The organism is Kumtagia sp. (assembly GCF_059502445.1).
The window spans coordinates 184068-197699 of sequence record NZ_JCACER010000083.1 but is presented as its reverse complement, the minus strand read 5'-3'; the positions used below and the strand labels follow the sequence as shown (position 1 = coordinate 197699).

The 13632-nt window shown below is 66.8% G+C and carries 10 protein-coding genes; 7 read left to right on the top strand and 3 right to left on the bottom strand.

Annotated elements, in window-relative coordinates; translation table 11 throughout:
• Together AC5JDC_RS22885 and AC5JDC_RS22880 are read right to left on the bottom strand one after the other, a co-directional pair.
• The gene (locus AC5JDC_RS22885) at positions 1-432 is read right to left on the bottom strand and encodes a hypothetical protein (protein ID WP_495844870.1); all 432 of its coding nucleotides are present in this window, start codon (positions 430-432) and stop codon (positions 1-3) included.
• Positions 433-868: 436 nt separating this feature from the next.
• Entirely contained in the window at positions 869-2059 is a 1191-nt protein-coding gene (locus tag AC5JDC_RS22880; protein WP_495844868.1) for an aq_1923 C-terminal domain, read from the bottom strand.
• Between the two features lie 196 nt (positions 2060-2255).
• Here AC5JDC_RS22880 and parC point away from each other — a divergent pair, with 196 nt between their 5' ends.
• The 5 genes from parC (at position 2256) to AC5JDC_RS22855 (ending at position 11377) form a co-directional block, all read left to right on the top strand.
• Positions 2256-4511 carry a DNA topoisomerase IV subunit A gene (gene parC / locus AC5JDC_RS22875; RefSeq protein WP_495844866.1) on the top strand — a complete coding sequence of 752 codons (2256 nt, stop codon included), beginning with the start codon at positions 2256-2258 and terminating at the stop codon, positions 4509-4511.
• 336 nt (positions 4512-4847) lie between these two features.
• Positions 4848-5519 (top strand): TetR/AcrR family transcriptional regulator, encoded by a 672-nt coding sequence (locus tag AC5JDC_RS22870; protein ID WP_495844864.1) that lies wholly within the window; start codon positions 4848-4850, stop codon positions 5517-5519.
• Between the two features lie 31 nt (positions 5520-5550).
• A complete protein-coding gene (locus AC5JDC_RS22865) occupies positions 5551-6765 on the top strand; it encodes an efflux RND transporter periplasmic adaptor subunit (RefSeq protein WP_495844862.1) in 1215 nt (404 codons plus the stop codon).
• Positions 6762-9899, top strand: a complete 3138-nt coding sequence (locus AC5JDC_RS22860; RefSeq protein ID WP_495844860.1) for an efflux RND transporter permease subunit — start codon at positions 6762-6764, stop codon at positions 9897-9899. The genes AC5JDC_RS22865 and AC5JDC_RS22860 overlap by 4 nt, the downstream gene beginning before the upstream one ends.
• Before the next feature lie 299 nt (positions 9900-10198).
• The gene (locus AC5JDC_RS22855) at positions 10199-11377 is read left to right on the top strand and encodes an AI-2E family transporter (protein WP_495844858.1); all 1179 of its coding nucleotides are present in this window, start codon (positions 10199-10201) and stop codon (positions 11375-11377) included.
• An 18-nt stretch (positions 11378-11395) separates the two neighbouring features.
• Here AC5JDC_RS22855 and AC5JDC_RS22850 read toward each other — a convergent pair whose 3' ends face one another.
• Positions 11396-11854 carry an Lrp/AsnC family transcriptional regulator gene (locus AC5JDC_RS22850; RefSeq protein ID WP_106770324.1) on the bottom strand — a complete coding sequence of 153 codons (459 nt, stop codon included), beginning with the start codon at positions 11852-11854 and terminating at the stop codon, positions 11396-11398.
• 163 nt (positions 11855-12017) lie between these two features.
• Here AC5JDC_RS22850 and phhA point away from each other — a divergent pair, with 163 nt between their 5' ends.
• Positions 12018-12926, top strand: coding sequence for a phenylalanine 4-monooxygenase (gene phhA, locus AC5JDC_RS22845; protein ID WP_495844856.1), 909 nt, complete (start codon positions 12018-12020; stop codon positions 12924-12926).
• On the top strand, positions 12919-13617 hold the full coding sequence (locus AC5JDC_RS22840; RefSeq protein ID WP_495844854.1) for an SDR family NAD(P)-dependent oxidoreductase: 699 nt from the start codon (positions 12919-12921) through the stop codon (positions 13615-13617). The genes phhA and AC5JDC_RS22840 overlap by 8 nt, the downstream gene beginning before the upstream one ends.
• Positions 13618-13632: the final 15 nt, after the last annotated feature.

Here is a 13632-nt window from a genome sequence, read left to right as displayed (position 1 = left end):
TTAGCGCTCCGGAAGGACCAGTGCCGCCGACTGCCGCAGCAGATCCATGGCGGCCCCGGTTGTCCGGTCGACCCCGGTCGTGAGCATCGCGTAGCCGTCCGCGGTCCGCCGGAAGACGATACGGCTGCCGTTCAGCAAGCTGCCGTACAGGCCGGATGATGGACCGGTGTCTTCAGCCGGGGTAAGAGGCAACACCTGCATGGTGTCGGCGGTGGACGCCGCGGTTTGCGCGGGCGGGCTCGGCATCGTCCGGCAGATGCCGGAGATCAGCGGGTAGTCGAAATTGTCCCGGCGGAGGATCTGAGACGTCATCTCCGCCTCGCATTCGGCCACCGTCGCCCATTGCGCCGGCGTCTCGGAGATGAACTCGCACAGTTTCGCGTCGCAGTCGCAGCCGACCACCGTCATGGCCACCAGCGCGGTCTTGATCATCTCGATCGTCCCCTTGAGATCGGCCGGAATGTCGCGCCGGATCGCGGCCGCATTTGGACGGCATCTGGGATTAAGCTTGGCGTTGCGGTGGCGCAGCCAAATCGGCGCTCGATTTGCGACCGGCCACATCTCCCCCGAGAAGGCAGGGCTATCGCATATGAGTTGTATCGGAGCGGCAGACAGCCCTGCGTCGTCATTCCGGGGCCGCGCAGCGGAACCCGGAATCCGGAGTGCCGACGTTGCTCGAAATGGCTGGATATTTGCGAGGTCTCGCTTTTCTTCCGACACCAACGCTCTGGATTCCGGGTTCCGCTGCGCGGCCCGGGAACGACGGTCATCATCGGCATATACGATTGCCCTGCCCGAGAAGGGGAGAGGTGGCCCGAAGGGCCAGTGACGGAGTGCTTGCAGTCAGCGCCGCAAGTTCGACGCAGCCTCAGTCGTTGGCCGTCACCGAGACGGCGAGCGACTTGGTCAGCTCCGTCGGGTTGGCCGCGCCGGCCGCCATGATCTGCGCGAAGGGGACGGGGGCGTCCGGCTCGGCCGTCACCTCGAGGCTCTTCGGATCGTCGAGATATTTCGTCACCGCCGCGGTGATCGCCGAGGACAGCTCGGGATTGTTGAGCTGCGCGGCCAGGAACGGCGCGATCGCCTTGGCCTGGTTCTTGATGTCCTCCGGCTTCATGTTCTGCTGCTTGGCGATGTAGTCGATCGCCTTGCCGGTCAGCGAATCGTCGTCCCAGCGCAGGCTCGCCGAATGGAAGGTGAGCTGCTGCATCAGCCCCAGCATGGCGAGGCCTTGAGCCGAATTGTCGGCCCCCTCGGGCTGCGCCGCCATCTTCTTCTGCAACTCCTGCAGCGTCTTGATGAAGTCCAGCGTGTAGCCGCCGAAGTCGAAGGTCATGCCGAAGGTGCCGGCCTCGTTTACCGTCACGTCATACTGGCTGAAGCCCATGCGCCCGTCGACGGGGTTCCACGAACCCTCGATCTCCATGTCGCCGGAGATGGTCTGGTAGCCCATTGCCTCGATCGCCGCCTTGGACCGCGGGTCCTCGATGAGCGTCAGGTCGGCGGTGAATTTTTCCGCCGCGCCGGCGAATCCCATCGGCTTGCCTTCGGCGGGCTCGCTGATCTCGGCGGTGACGTTCTGCAGCGAGAAGGCCGTCTTGTCGCCTGCCTTGACGTCGAGGCTGGCAAGCTCGGCGCCCTCGTAGAAGAGCAGATCGGCGAGGGGGCCGGTCGTGCCGGGAGCGGGAAGCCTCACGCCGGTCATCTTGAACGGGCTGGAGGTGATCGTCAGGCCGTCACGCGTGCCGCTGAATGGTTCGGTGCTCACCGTTTCGACGCGGTAGCCGCCATTGTCGTCCGAGACGCCCTCGAAGCTGATCTTGCCGAGTTCGAACGGCTTCGGATTGCCGGCTACGACCAGCCTGGTTCCTTCGAGAGAGAAGGCCGAGGCGTCGCCGCTCACGGCTGACCAGGTGATGTCCATGCCCTGCACCGCCATGAGCTGCTTGAAGCGCTCGGCGATCGGCGCCGCGTCCTGCGCGCGCACGGACGCCGCGGCCGCGGCCAGGATGCAGGCGGAAAGGGCAAGCTTGCTGAAGAAATGGCGATGGATCGACATGGGCGTTCCCTGAGAGCGGCCGCGACGGCCTGATGATATTTTGCCCCGGTCCTGTCCGCGAAGAACTGGTCGGCAAAAAGGCATTGATGGCAGAATGGCCGGAAAGCGCTGAAAAACGCAAGAAGTTGCCATGGCCCCGCTGCAAAGACAGCATCCGGACTTGCCGCGAATCACCCTGTTGGGATAACCGGACCGCATGGGCAAGGAGCTTCCGCCGGCCGGATCCGGCGGCGATTCGATAGAACCGGTCGACCTGAAGAAGGCGCTCGAGGAGCGCTACCTCGCCTACGCGCTGTCGACCATCATGCATCGGGCGTTGCCGGACGTGCGCGACGGGCTGAAGCCGGTGCACCGGCGCATCGTCCATGCCATGCGTCTGCTCCGGCTCAACCCCGACCAGGGCTTCGCCAAATGCGCGCGCATCGTCGGCGAGGTGATGGGAAAATTCCATCCGCATGGCGACCAGTCGATCTACGACGCGCTGGTGCGGCTGGCCCAGGACTTTTCCATGCGCTACCCGCTGGTCGACGGGCAGGGCAATTTCGGCAACATCGATGGCGATAACGCCGCCGCCATGCGCTACACCGAGGCGCGCATGACCGAGGTCACCTCGGCGCTGCTGGAAGGCATCACCGAGGACGCCGTCGACTTCCGTCCGACCTACAACGAGGAGGACGAGGAGCCGGTGGTGCTGCCCGGCGCCTTCCCGAACCTGCTCGCCAACGGCTCCTCCGGCATCGCCGTCGGCATGGCGACCTCGATCCCGCCGCACAACGCCGCCGAGCTGTGCGACGCGGCGCTGCATCTGATCGAGAAGCCGCAGGCGTCCGTGGCCGACCTGCTGCACTTCGTACAGGGGCCGGATTTCCCGACCGGCGGCATCGTCGTCGATGGCCGCGACGCCATTTTGGAAGCCTACGAGACCGGCCGCGGCTCCTTCCGGGTGCGTGCCCGCTACGCCACCGAGGACCAGGGCAGGGGCACCTGGCAGATCGTGGTGACCGAGATCCCCTACCAGGTGCAGAAGGCGAAGCTGATCGAGAAGATCGCCGAGCTGCTGGTGGCGCGAAAGCTGCCGCTGCTCGATGACGTGCGCGACGAGAGCGCCGAGGACATCCGCGTCGTGCTGGTGCCGAAGAGCCGCACCGTCGATCCCAGCCTGCTGATGGAATCGCTGTTCAAGCTCACCGACCTGGAGAGCCGCTTCCCGCTCAACATGAACGTGCTGTCGCGCGGCAAGGTGCCGAACGTGCTGTCGCTGAAGTCGGTGCTGCAGGAATGGCTGGACCACCGCAAGGAAGTGCTGGTGCGCCGCTCGCGGCACCGGCTGGGCGAGATCGAAAAGCGGCTGGAGATTCTTGCCGGCTACCTGATCGCCTACCTCAACATCGACGAGGTGATCAAAATCATCCGCGAGGAGGACGAGCCGAAAAAGGTGATGATGGCGCGGTGGGAGCTCACCGACAATCAGGCCGAGGCCATCCTCAACATGCGCCTCAGGGCGCTGCGCAAGCTTGAAGAGTTCGAGATCCGCAAGGAGTTCGACGGCCTCACCGCCGAGAAGGGTCAGATCGAATCGCTGCTCGCCTCCGACGCCAAGCAGTGGCAGATGGTCGCCTGGCAGATCCAGAAGGCGCGCCGCGACTTCGGGCCCGAGGAGAATCCCGAACTCGGCCGGCGCCGCACCGCCTTCGCCGAGGCGCCGGAGCACGACGACGCCGACATCCACCACGCCATGATCGAGAAGGAGCCGGTGACGGTCGTGGTCTCGGCCAAGGGCTGGCTGCGCGCCATGAAGGGCCATCTGAGCGACCTGTCGACCCTCACCTTCAAGGAAGGCGACAGCCTGAAGCTGGCTTTCCCGGCACAGACCACGGACAAGATCCTGGTCCTCACCACCGGCGGCAAATTCTACACCATCGGCGCCGACCGCCTGCCCGGCGGCCGCGGCCATGGCGAGCCGATCCGCATCATCGTCGACATGGAGAACGACCAGGACATCGTCACCGCCTTCGTCCACGACCCGGCGCGAAAGCTGCTGCTGGTGTCGCGCGCCGGCAACGGCTTCGTCGTGCCGGAAGCCGAGGTGGTCGCCAACACCCGCAAGGGCAAGCAGGTGATGAACGTGAAATCGCCCGATGAGGCGCAGCGCTGCGCGCCGGTCGGCGGCGACCATGTCGCCATCGTCGGCGAGAACCGCAAGATGCTGGTGTTCCCGCTCGCCCAGGTGCCGGAAATGGCGCGCGGCAAGGGCGTGCGCCTGCAACGCTACAAGGACGGCGGCGTGCTCGACGCAAAGCTGTTCGCCATCGACGACGGCCTGACCTGGCAGGATTCCTCCGGCCGCACCTTTACGCGCACCAGGGCGGAGCTCGCCGAATGGCTGGGCGACCGCGCCGGCGCCGGCCGCATGGTGCCGAAGGGTTTTCCGCGGACCGGCAAGTTCGGGTGATCCCGGGAATTTCGCGCTAGATTGCGAGCATGGCCCGCCGCGCTGAGGCGGCGAGCAATGGTCCGCCGTGCGATCGGCGCTGCTGTCAAATCTCGTCCAGCGCCTCGGCACAACGTTTCGCTCAGTATCTCCGACAGCGTCCTGCTCGCCGGCAGGGGGGCGGCACACAGGCTCGGGTTCGGCGCTATCGCCGGAATCCGATCTTGCCATCCATCACGAATTGCTGGCACTGTCCGACAAGAGTGTACGCGTACGACCCTTTTGTCGCAGCGCAGCACATTGACCGAGAATGATCATTCGCATAAAGAGAGAACGATCATTCTCATCGGTGCGCGCATGGAAGACTTTTCGCAATTGAGCTTTGAGGCCATCGACGCCGCGGAGGGGCAGTCGCTCAGCCGTGCCGAGCGGCGCGACCAGCAGGTCCAGCGCATTCTCGAGGCCGCCAAGGCCTGCTTCATCCGTTCCGGCTTCCAGGGCGCCTCCATGCAGCAGATTTGCACGGAGGCCGGCATGAGCCCGGGCGCGCTCTACCGCTATTTCCCCTCCAAGGAGGCCATCGTCGAGGCGATCTGCGAGGCCGACCGCCGCGAGGACGCCGAACTGTTCGCCCAGGTGCTGAAAGAGCCCGATGTCGTCGAGGGCCTGGTGATGGGCGCGCTCGCCCACATCAGGCACATGCACGAGGACAGTGCCGCCGTGCTGTTCGCCGAGATCTGCGCGGAGGCCATGCGCAATCCGGCGATCGAGCAGACCTGCATGAAGAACATGCTGCAAGTGCAGGAAATGTTTATGAATTATCTCGGCGCTGCCAAGGCGAGGGGCGAGATCGACCCGCCGGTAGAGCTCGAGGTCCTGCTGCCGACGCTGATGTCGATCGCCCACGGGATGGCGCTGAACGACCTGCCCGGCATGGGCGTTCCGTTCGACAAGCTCGAGATCATCATCCGGGCGATGGTGGTCGGCATGCTGCGGCCGACCGCTTCCGGACCGCTTTCCCAAGATTGACCGTAGACTTTCTCCTGTCGCGAGACACACGATGATCCGCCTCAAGCTGCCTTCGTCCCGCTTTGCCGCAGCCCTGCTGGCGGCCGCCGCGCTTCCACTCGCGGCCGGCCAGGGCTTTGCCGCGGACACCAAGCCGAACCCCGTGGCCGCGAGCCCGCTGCCGGCCATCCGCGTAGTCGCCGCCGAGCGCCGCGAACTGGTGGAGACGCTCGCCGTCAACGGCACCGTCGTGGCCCGCGACGAGGCGGCGGCGGGCACCGACCTCAACGGCATGATCGTCACGGCGCTCAATTTCGATATCGGCGACATGGTCAGGAAGGGCGACGTGCTGGCCGTGCTCGACCGCTCCATGCTCGACACCCAGCTTGCGCAGATGCGGGCGACGCGCGGCCAGGCCGAGGCGAGCGTGGCGCAGATGGACGCCCAGATCGCCGACGCGAAGGTGAACGTGAAGCAGGCCGACGAGGAGCTGGAGCGCGCCGTCGCCCTGCAGAAGAAGGCGGTGGCGAGCAAGGCGCAGCTAGACAATGCCCAGAACGCCGCCGCCGGTGCACGGGCCAGGCTCGACACGGCGGTGAAGGCGCTCGCCGCCAGCCAGGCGCAGATCGCCGTCATCGACGCGCAGATCAGCGGCGTCGAGGTGCAGATCGACAAGACCGAGCTGCGCGCCCCGGCCGACGGCCTCGTGCTGGCGCGTGCCGCCACCGTCGGCGGCGTCGTCTCGCCGAGCAGCGGCCCGCTGTTCCGCATCGCCATCGATGCAAAGTTCGAGCTTGAGGCGAGCGTCGCCGAGACGGCGCTGCCGCGGCTTGCCGTCGGCATGGAGAGCGCCGTGGCGCTGCCCGGCGTGGTGGAGCGGATCGACGGCAAGGTCCGCCGCATCGCGCCGGAAGTCGACCAGGGCTCGCGCCTCGGCCTGATCCGCATCGCCCTGCCCAAGGAGGCGCCGGCGCGCGCCGGTTCCTTCGCCCGCGCCGAGATCGAGCTTTCCCGCCGCGAGGGCGTCGCCGTGCCGGTCTCGGCCGTGCTCTACCAGGGCGAGACGCCGCTGCTGCAGGTGGTCCAGGAGGGCCGCGTCGCTACCACCCCTGTGACGCTCGGCGCCCGCGCCGCCGGCAATGTCGAGGTGCTGTCCGGCGTGGCCGAGGGCGAGGAGGTGGTGGCGCGGGCCGGCACCTTCGTGGCCGATGGCGATCAGGTGACCCCGGTGCGCGATGTCGACACGACGGGGGCGGTCAAGCCATGAACTGGAACTTTTCCGCCTGGGCGATCCGCAACCCGGTTCCGCCGATCCTGCTGTTCATCGTGCTGACCATTCTGGGGCTGATGAGCTTCGAAAAACTGCCGGTCACCCGCTTTCCCAACATCGACGTGCCGATCGTCAACGTCACGGTCACCGACCCCGGCGTGGCGCCGAGCGAATTGGAAACGCAGGTGACCAAGCGCGTCGAGGACGCCGTCTCCAATATCTCCGGCGTCAAGAACGTCACCTCGACCATCACCGAGGGCAATTCGCAGACGCTGGTGGAATTCCGCCTGGAGGTCGATACCCAGACGGCGGTCAACGACGTCAAGGACGCCGTCGAGCGCATCCGCAGCGACCTGCCGGCCACCGCCGACACGCCGATCGTCAGCCGCGTCGACGTCGAGGGCCAGGCGATCCTGACCTATGCGGTGTCGGCGCCCGCCATGACCATCGAGGAACTGTCCTGGTTCGTCGACGACACCGTCATCCGCAAGCTGCAGGGCCTGAAGGGCGTCGCCCGCGTCGACCGCTATGGCGGCGTGACGCGCGAGATCAAGGTCGAGCTCGACCCCGACCGCCTCAACGCGCTCGGCGTGACCGCGGCCAACGTCAACCGCGCGCTGTGGTCGGCCAATGTCGATTTGACCGGCGGCAGCGGAAAGTTCGCGGCCCGCGACCAGGCGATCCGCGCGCTCGGCGGCGCCAAGACGGTAGCCGACCTGGAGGCGCTGGAGATCCCGCTGTCGGGCGGGCGCATGGTAAAACTCTCCGACATCGCCACCGTCACCGATGCCTGGGCCGAGCCCAAGAGCTTTGCCCGGGTGAACAACCAGACCGTCGTCTCCTTCGGCATCTTCCGCGCCAAGGGCGCCAGCGACGTCGAAGTGTCGGAGCGCGCCACTGCCGCGATCGCCGCTCTCGAGCAGGCCCATCCCGGCGTGAAGATCAACAAGGTCGACGATTCCGTCACCTATACGGAGGGCAATTACGACTCGGCGATGGAGATGCTGTTCGAGGGCGCGGCGCTCTCGGTCATCGTCGTGCTCTTGTTCCTGCGCAATATCCGCGCCACGATCGTGGCCGCGACGGCGCTGCCGCTCTCCATCATCCCGACCTTCTGGGCGCTCGACATGATGGGCTTTTCGCTCAATCTCGTCAGCCTGCTCGGCATCACCCTGGTGGTCGGCATCCTGGTCGACGACGCCATCGTCGAGATCGAGAACATCGTGCGGCACGTGAAGATGGGCAAGTCGCCCTACCGCGCCTCGCTGGAGGCGGCGGACGAGATCGGCCTCGCCGTCATCGCCATCTCGGCGACGATCATTGCCGTGTTCGCGCCGGTCTCTTTCATGGGCGGCGTCGCCGGCCAGTATTTCAAGCAGTTCGGCCTCACCGTCGCGGTCGCCGTGTTCTTCTCGCTGCTGGTGGCGCGGTTGCTGACGCCGATGATGGCGGCCTATTTCCTGCGCGGCGGCGGCCATGAGGAGCCGAAGCCCGGCGCCTTCCTGCGCGGCTATCTCGCCCTGCTGCGCGGCACGCTGCGCTTCCGCTGGCTGACGCTGCTCGCCGGCATCGCCTTCTTCGCCGGCTCGATCTACGCCACCGGCTTCCTGCCGTCCGGCTTCATCCCGCGCGAAGACGCCAGCCGCATCGTCTTCTCGCTGGAGCTGCCGCCCGGCAGCCTGCTCGACGACACGCGCGACACGACGGACGAGGTGACGCGGCTCATGCGCGAGAACCCGGAGGTGGAGAACGTCTACGTGATCGGCGGCGCCAGCCCGACCGGCACGCTGGAGACGCGCCGCGCCACGGTGATCGCCGACTTGAAGCACAAGTCTGAGCGCGACGTGCCGCAATACGTCATCGAGGAGGAGCTGCTGCAAACACTGTCGGCGCTGCCGGACCTGCGCGTCTACTTCGTCAACGACCGCGGCGAGCGCGCACTGGCCTTCGGCGTGATGGGCAATGACGGCGCCGTGCTCGACGAGCAGGCGGGGAAAATCCAGAGCGCCATGACCGAGACCGGCAAGTTCCGCGCCGTCAGCTCCAACGCCGCGCTGGACCGGCCCGAGGTCATCGTCGCGCCAGACCTCGTCCGCATGGCCGAGCTCGGCATCTCGACGGCGGCGCTGTCGGAGACCTTGCGGGTGGCCACTATCGGCGACATCGACGAGAATCTGGCGAAATTCACCGTCGGCGACCGCCAGATCCCGATCCGCGTGCAGCTCAACGAGAAGGCCAAGGACGACCTGTCGGTGGTCAGCACCCTGCCGGTGCCGACCGCCAATGGCGGCACCGTGCCGCTGTCCTCGGTCGCCGACATCCGCTTCGGCCAGGGCCCGTCCTCGATCAACCGCTTCAACCGCGAGCGGCGCGTCGTCATCGGCGCCGACATGGCTGAGGGCGCCGAGCTCAGCGAGGGGCTCGGCATCGTCTGGTCGCTGCCGGAGGTGAAGAACATGCCGGCCGGCACGCGCATCCAGGAGACCGGCGACGCCGAGATCATGGGCGAGGTGTTCGAGGGTTTCGCCACCGCCATGAGCACCGGCCTGATGCTGGTCCTGGTGGTGCTGATCCTTTTGTTCGGCTCGGTCTTCCACTCCTTCACCATCCTCGGCTCGCTGCCGCTGGCGATCGGCGGCGTGGTGGCGGCGCTGTGGCTGACCAATTCGGCCGTCTCCATGCCGGTCGTCATCGGCATCCTGATGCTGATGGGCATCGTCACCAAGAACGCCATCATGCTGGTCGACTTCGCGGTCGAGGAGGTGAAGCAGGGCGTGCCGCGCGCAGAGGCGATCATCGATGCCGGCCGCAAGCGGGCGCGGCCGATCGTCATGACCACCATCGCCATGTCGGCGGGCATGATCCCGGCCTCGCTCGGCATCGGCGACGGCGGCGAGTTCCGCGCGCCGATGGCCATCGCGGTGATCGGCGGCCTCCTGGTCTCGACGCTGCTGTCGCTGGTGTTCGTGCCGTCCTTCTACACCATCATGGACGACGCGGCGCTGCTGACCGCGAAGCTGTTCCACTGGCTGGTCCGGCCGAACCGGGCCGACGAGCCGGATGTTTTGGAAGAGAAGGGACACGGGCTGCATATCGTACCACGCCCGACACTGCCTGTGGCGGCGGAATAGGGCGCCATTCCCTCCCCCTTGAGGGGAGGGTGGCCGCGAAGCGGTCGGGTGGGGTCGCCGCTGCAGTGCTCGACGTTTTCTCTGGCTGCGGTGACTGTTTGCGCCGCAGCCGGCCGCTTGTACCCCACCCGCCTCGCTTCGCTCGGCACCCTCCCCTCAAGGGGGAGGGAATGTGCCGCGCCCAATAAATTTGCGGTTCGGTCGTAAATCTGCGCTATAGGATGACAAGCGCCGCCGGGAGGGCGGGCGCATTCCAAATCCGGAGACCCGTGCGCTTGACCCGGCACGAATCGCGAAAGATGCCGACCGAACCGCGCCTGATGGGCCCGGCGGCGCCGATGCGCTTCGCCCTGGTGCCGCCCCTGTCGGCGGCGCGCTGGCTGCTGCTTTTGATCATCGCCGCCGGCATCTACTTTTTTCACGGCTTCCTCGTGCCGGTGCTGGCCGCGCTGGTCATCGCCTTCGCCTCCTGGCCGCTCTACCGGCGGCTGCTGGTCGTGGTCGACGGCAGCCGCACGGTCGCCGCGGCGGTCGCCATCCTAGCCATCCTGATCTTCCTCGTCGTCCCCATCGCGATCGCCGGCAGCTATGCCACGCACGAGGTGCGCGAATGGATCGGCTGGGCCTTCGAGACCAACCGCAACGGCGCCGCGACGCCGGACTGGATCACCGCGTTGCCGATGGTGGGCGAGTGGCTCGACCAGCAGTGGACGCGCCATATCGGCCATCCCGGCGCCATCGGCGAGCTGATCCAGATCGTCAGCGGCGCCAATATCGGCAACATCTACCGGGCGGTGCTGCAGGTCGGCACCGGCGCCTTCAGCCTGCTGCTGACGCTGCTGTTCATGATGATCGCGCTGTTCTTCGTCTATCGAGACGGCGAACGGTTCGCCGGGCAGCTCGACACGGTCGGCGAGCGCATCCTGCCGATGCGCTGGGGCCGCATCTCGCGCGTGGTGCCGGCGACGATCAGCTCGACGGTGACCGGCATGACCCTGATCGCCATCGGCGAGGGCGTGGTGCTGGGCGTCGCCTACTGGATCGCCGGCGTGCCGTCGCCGGTGACCCTCGGCGTCATCACCGGCATCATGGCGCTGATCCCGGGCGGCGCGCCGCTCTCCTTCACGCTGGTCTCGATCTACCTGGTCTCCAGCGGCTCTCCGGTCGCTGGCCTGGCGCTGTTCATCTGGGGCTCGGTCGAGTTGTTCATCGTCGACAAGACGCTCAGGCCCAAGCTCGTCGGCGGCCCGATAAAGCTGCCCTTCCTGCCGACCTTCTTCGGCTTGATCGGCGGCGTGAAGACCATGGGTTTTCTTGGTCTGTTCATCGGTCCCGTGCTGATGGCGCTGCTGGTCGCCATCTGGCGCGAATGGCTGCGCGAGGTGGAACTGACCGACGAGGCGGCAAGCGCGCTGCCGACGGCGGAGCCGGTCGCGCTGCCGCTGGAGGATGAGGAGCGCAAGCGCCAGGCGGGGTAGGGCGGGTCGACGCCAGCCTCAAATCGGCAGCACGGCGCTGCGCTTGTGCTGGCGCAAGGCCAGGTTGGACGAGGCGGTCGCCACGCCGGGCTGCGACAGCACCTGCTTCATCAGAAAAGTCTCGAACTCCTCGACCGTGCGGGTGCGCACGATCAGCGTGTAGTCGTGCGCGCCGGTGACGGAATAGCAGTCGACGATCTCCGGCGCGCTCTGGGCGAAAGCCTCGAAGCGGCTGCGCACTTCGGTGCTGTGCGCCGTCATGTTGACGTTGACGAAGACGCAGACGCTCAAGCCCACCGCCAGCGGGTCGACCAGCGTCGCCCGCCCGAGGATGACGCCGTCCTTCTCCATCTCCTGGATGCGTCGCCAGATGGTCGACTGCGACATGGCGAGGCGTTCCGACAATTGCTTGAGCGTCAGCGTGGCGTCGCGCTGCAGCTCGCGCAGGATTCGGCGGTCGCTTTCTTCGGTCTTCATGGCGGCAACTTCTTTCAGGATCGGCCGTGGTTTGAAAAATGTAGCCACATACCAGCCTTGAGTTCGGAAGATTGGCAAGATTTTTCAGCGGATTCGCGGGATAATTCCTTCATGGATGCGGCCGCCGCCGCAGGGCCGGCGCCGCCAACGGATGGAGGAAGAGATGGCGACGCAGAATTCCGCCAGGGCCGCAGAGCCCAAGCCGAAGAACCGCTACAAGAATGCCAGGCGCAACGCAGACTGGACGATCGACCAGGACTGGCAGTCCTATTCCGCCGACGAGCATGATCGCTGGGACCGCCTGTTTGCGCGCACGCTGAAGGTGCTGCAGGGCCGCGCCTGCCGGGAGTATCTCGACGCGGTGAAGACGCTGCGGCTTTCCGAGAGCGGCGTGCCCAACATGGAGCGGCTGAGCGACCGGCTGGAGAAGATCACCGGCTGGCGCATCGCGCCGGTCACCGACCTCGTGCCGGACGACATCTTCTTCGACCACCTCGCCAACCGGCGCTTTCCCGCCGGCGCCTTCATCCGTTCCGAAAAGGAGATGGAGTATCTCGAGGAGCCGGACATCTTTCACGACATCTTCGGCCATGTGCCGCTGCTGGCCAATCCGCTCTATGCCGACTTCATCCAGGCCTACGGCAAGGGCGGCCAGCGCGCGCTGAAGCTCGGCCGGCTGAAGAATCTGGCGCGGCTCTACTGGTATACGGTGGAGTTCGGCCTCGTGCGCGAGGCGAGCGGGCTGAAGATTTTTGGGGCCGGCATCATGTCGTCCACCGCCGAGAGCGTGTTCTCGCTCGACGATCCGTCACCGCACCGCATCGGCTTCGACCTCGAGCGGGTGATGCGCACCAACTACATCATCGATGATTTCCAGAAAGTCTATTTCGTCATCGACAGCTTCGAGCAGCTTGTGCGGGATTGCACCGAGGATTTCGGCCCGCTTTACGAGCGGCTGGGCAGCGGTCCGACCTACGAGCCGGACGAACTGGCCGCGGGCGACCGCGTGATCCACCACGGCACGCTCGACTATTTCCGCGGCAGGCAGACCAAGGCGACCGCCAATGGCTGAACGCGTGGTGCTGATCACCGGCGCGACCGGCAATCTCGGCCGCGCCGTTGCCGCCGCCTTCGAGGCGGAGGGGGCGCGGCTGGTGCTGGTCGGCTCGCGGAGCGAAAGCCTCGACGAGGCCTTCCCGAAACGCGATCCGCGCCACCTGAAGCTCGCTGCCGACCTCGTCGACGCCGGCGCGGCCGCCGGCGCGGTTGCCGAGGCGGAGCGGCATTTCGGCCATATCGACGCGCTCTGCGCGCTGGCCGGTGGCTTCCACATGGGCGAGCCGGTGCACGATATGCCGCCGGACGCCTGGAAGCGGATGATGGAGCTGAATGTCGCCACCCTGATGAATGTGGCGAAGGCGGCGGTTCCAGGCATGATCGCACGCAAATCCGGGCGGATCGTCACCGTGGGCTCGATGGCGGCGTTGAAGGGCGGCGCCGAAATGAGCGCCTATGCGGCGTCGAAGAGCACGGTGATGCGGCTGACGGAATCGATGGCGGCCGAATTGCGCGGCCAAGGCATCAACGTCAATTGCGTGCTGCCCTCGACCATCGACACGCCGGAGAACCGGGCGGCGATGCCGAAGGCCGATCCGGAGAAGTGGGTGAGGCCGGCCGACCTCGCCGCCGTCATCGCCTTCCTGTGCTCGGACGGCGCGCGGGCGATGCATGGCGCGCTGGTGCCGGTGGTCGGTCTGGTGTGAGCCATCGGCGCCGCC

Coding starts and splice junctions, on each gene's coding strand:
- AC5JDC_RS22860 (WP_495844860.1), top strand. CDS start 6,762: ATGAACTGGAACTTTTCCGCCTGGGCGATCCGCAACCCGGTTCCGCCG.
- AC5JDC_RS22885 (WP_495844870.1), bottom strand. CDS start 432: ATGATCAAGACCGCGCTGGTGGCCATGACGGTGGTCGGCTGCGACTGC.
- phhA (WP_495844856.1), top strand. CDS start 12,018: ATGGCGACGCAGAATTCCGCCAGGGCCGCAGAGCCCAAGCCGAAGAAC.
- parC (WP_495844866.1), top strand. CDS start 2,256: ATGGGCAAGGAGCTTCCGCCGGCCGGATCCGGCGGCGATTCGATAGAA.
- AC5JDC_RS22880 (WP_495844868.1), bottom strand. CDS start 2,059: ATGTCGATCCATCGCCATTTCTTCAGCAAGCTTGCCCTTTCCGCCTGC.
- AC5JDC_RS22870 (WP_495844864.1), top strand. CDS start 4,848: ATGGAAGACTTTTCGCAATTGAGCTTTGAGGCCATCGACGCCGCGGAG.
- AC5JDC_RS22865 (WP_495844862.1), top strand. CDS start 5,551: ATGATCCGCCTCAAGCTGCCTTCGTCCCGCTTTGCCGCAGCCCTGCTG.
- AC5JDC_RS22855 (WP_495844858.1), top strand. CDS start 10,199: ATGCCGACCGAACCGCGCCTGATGGGCCCGGCGGCGCCGATGCGCTTC.
- AC5JDC_RS22850 (WP_106770324.1), bottom strand. CDS start 11,854: ATGAAGACCGAAGAAAGCGACCGCCGAATCCTGCGCGAGCTGCAGCGC.
- AC5JDC_RS22840 (WP_495844854.1), top strand. CDS start 12,919: ATGGCTGAACGCGTGGTGCTGATCACCGGCGCGACCGGCAATCTCGGC.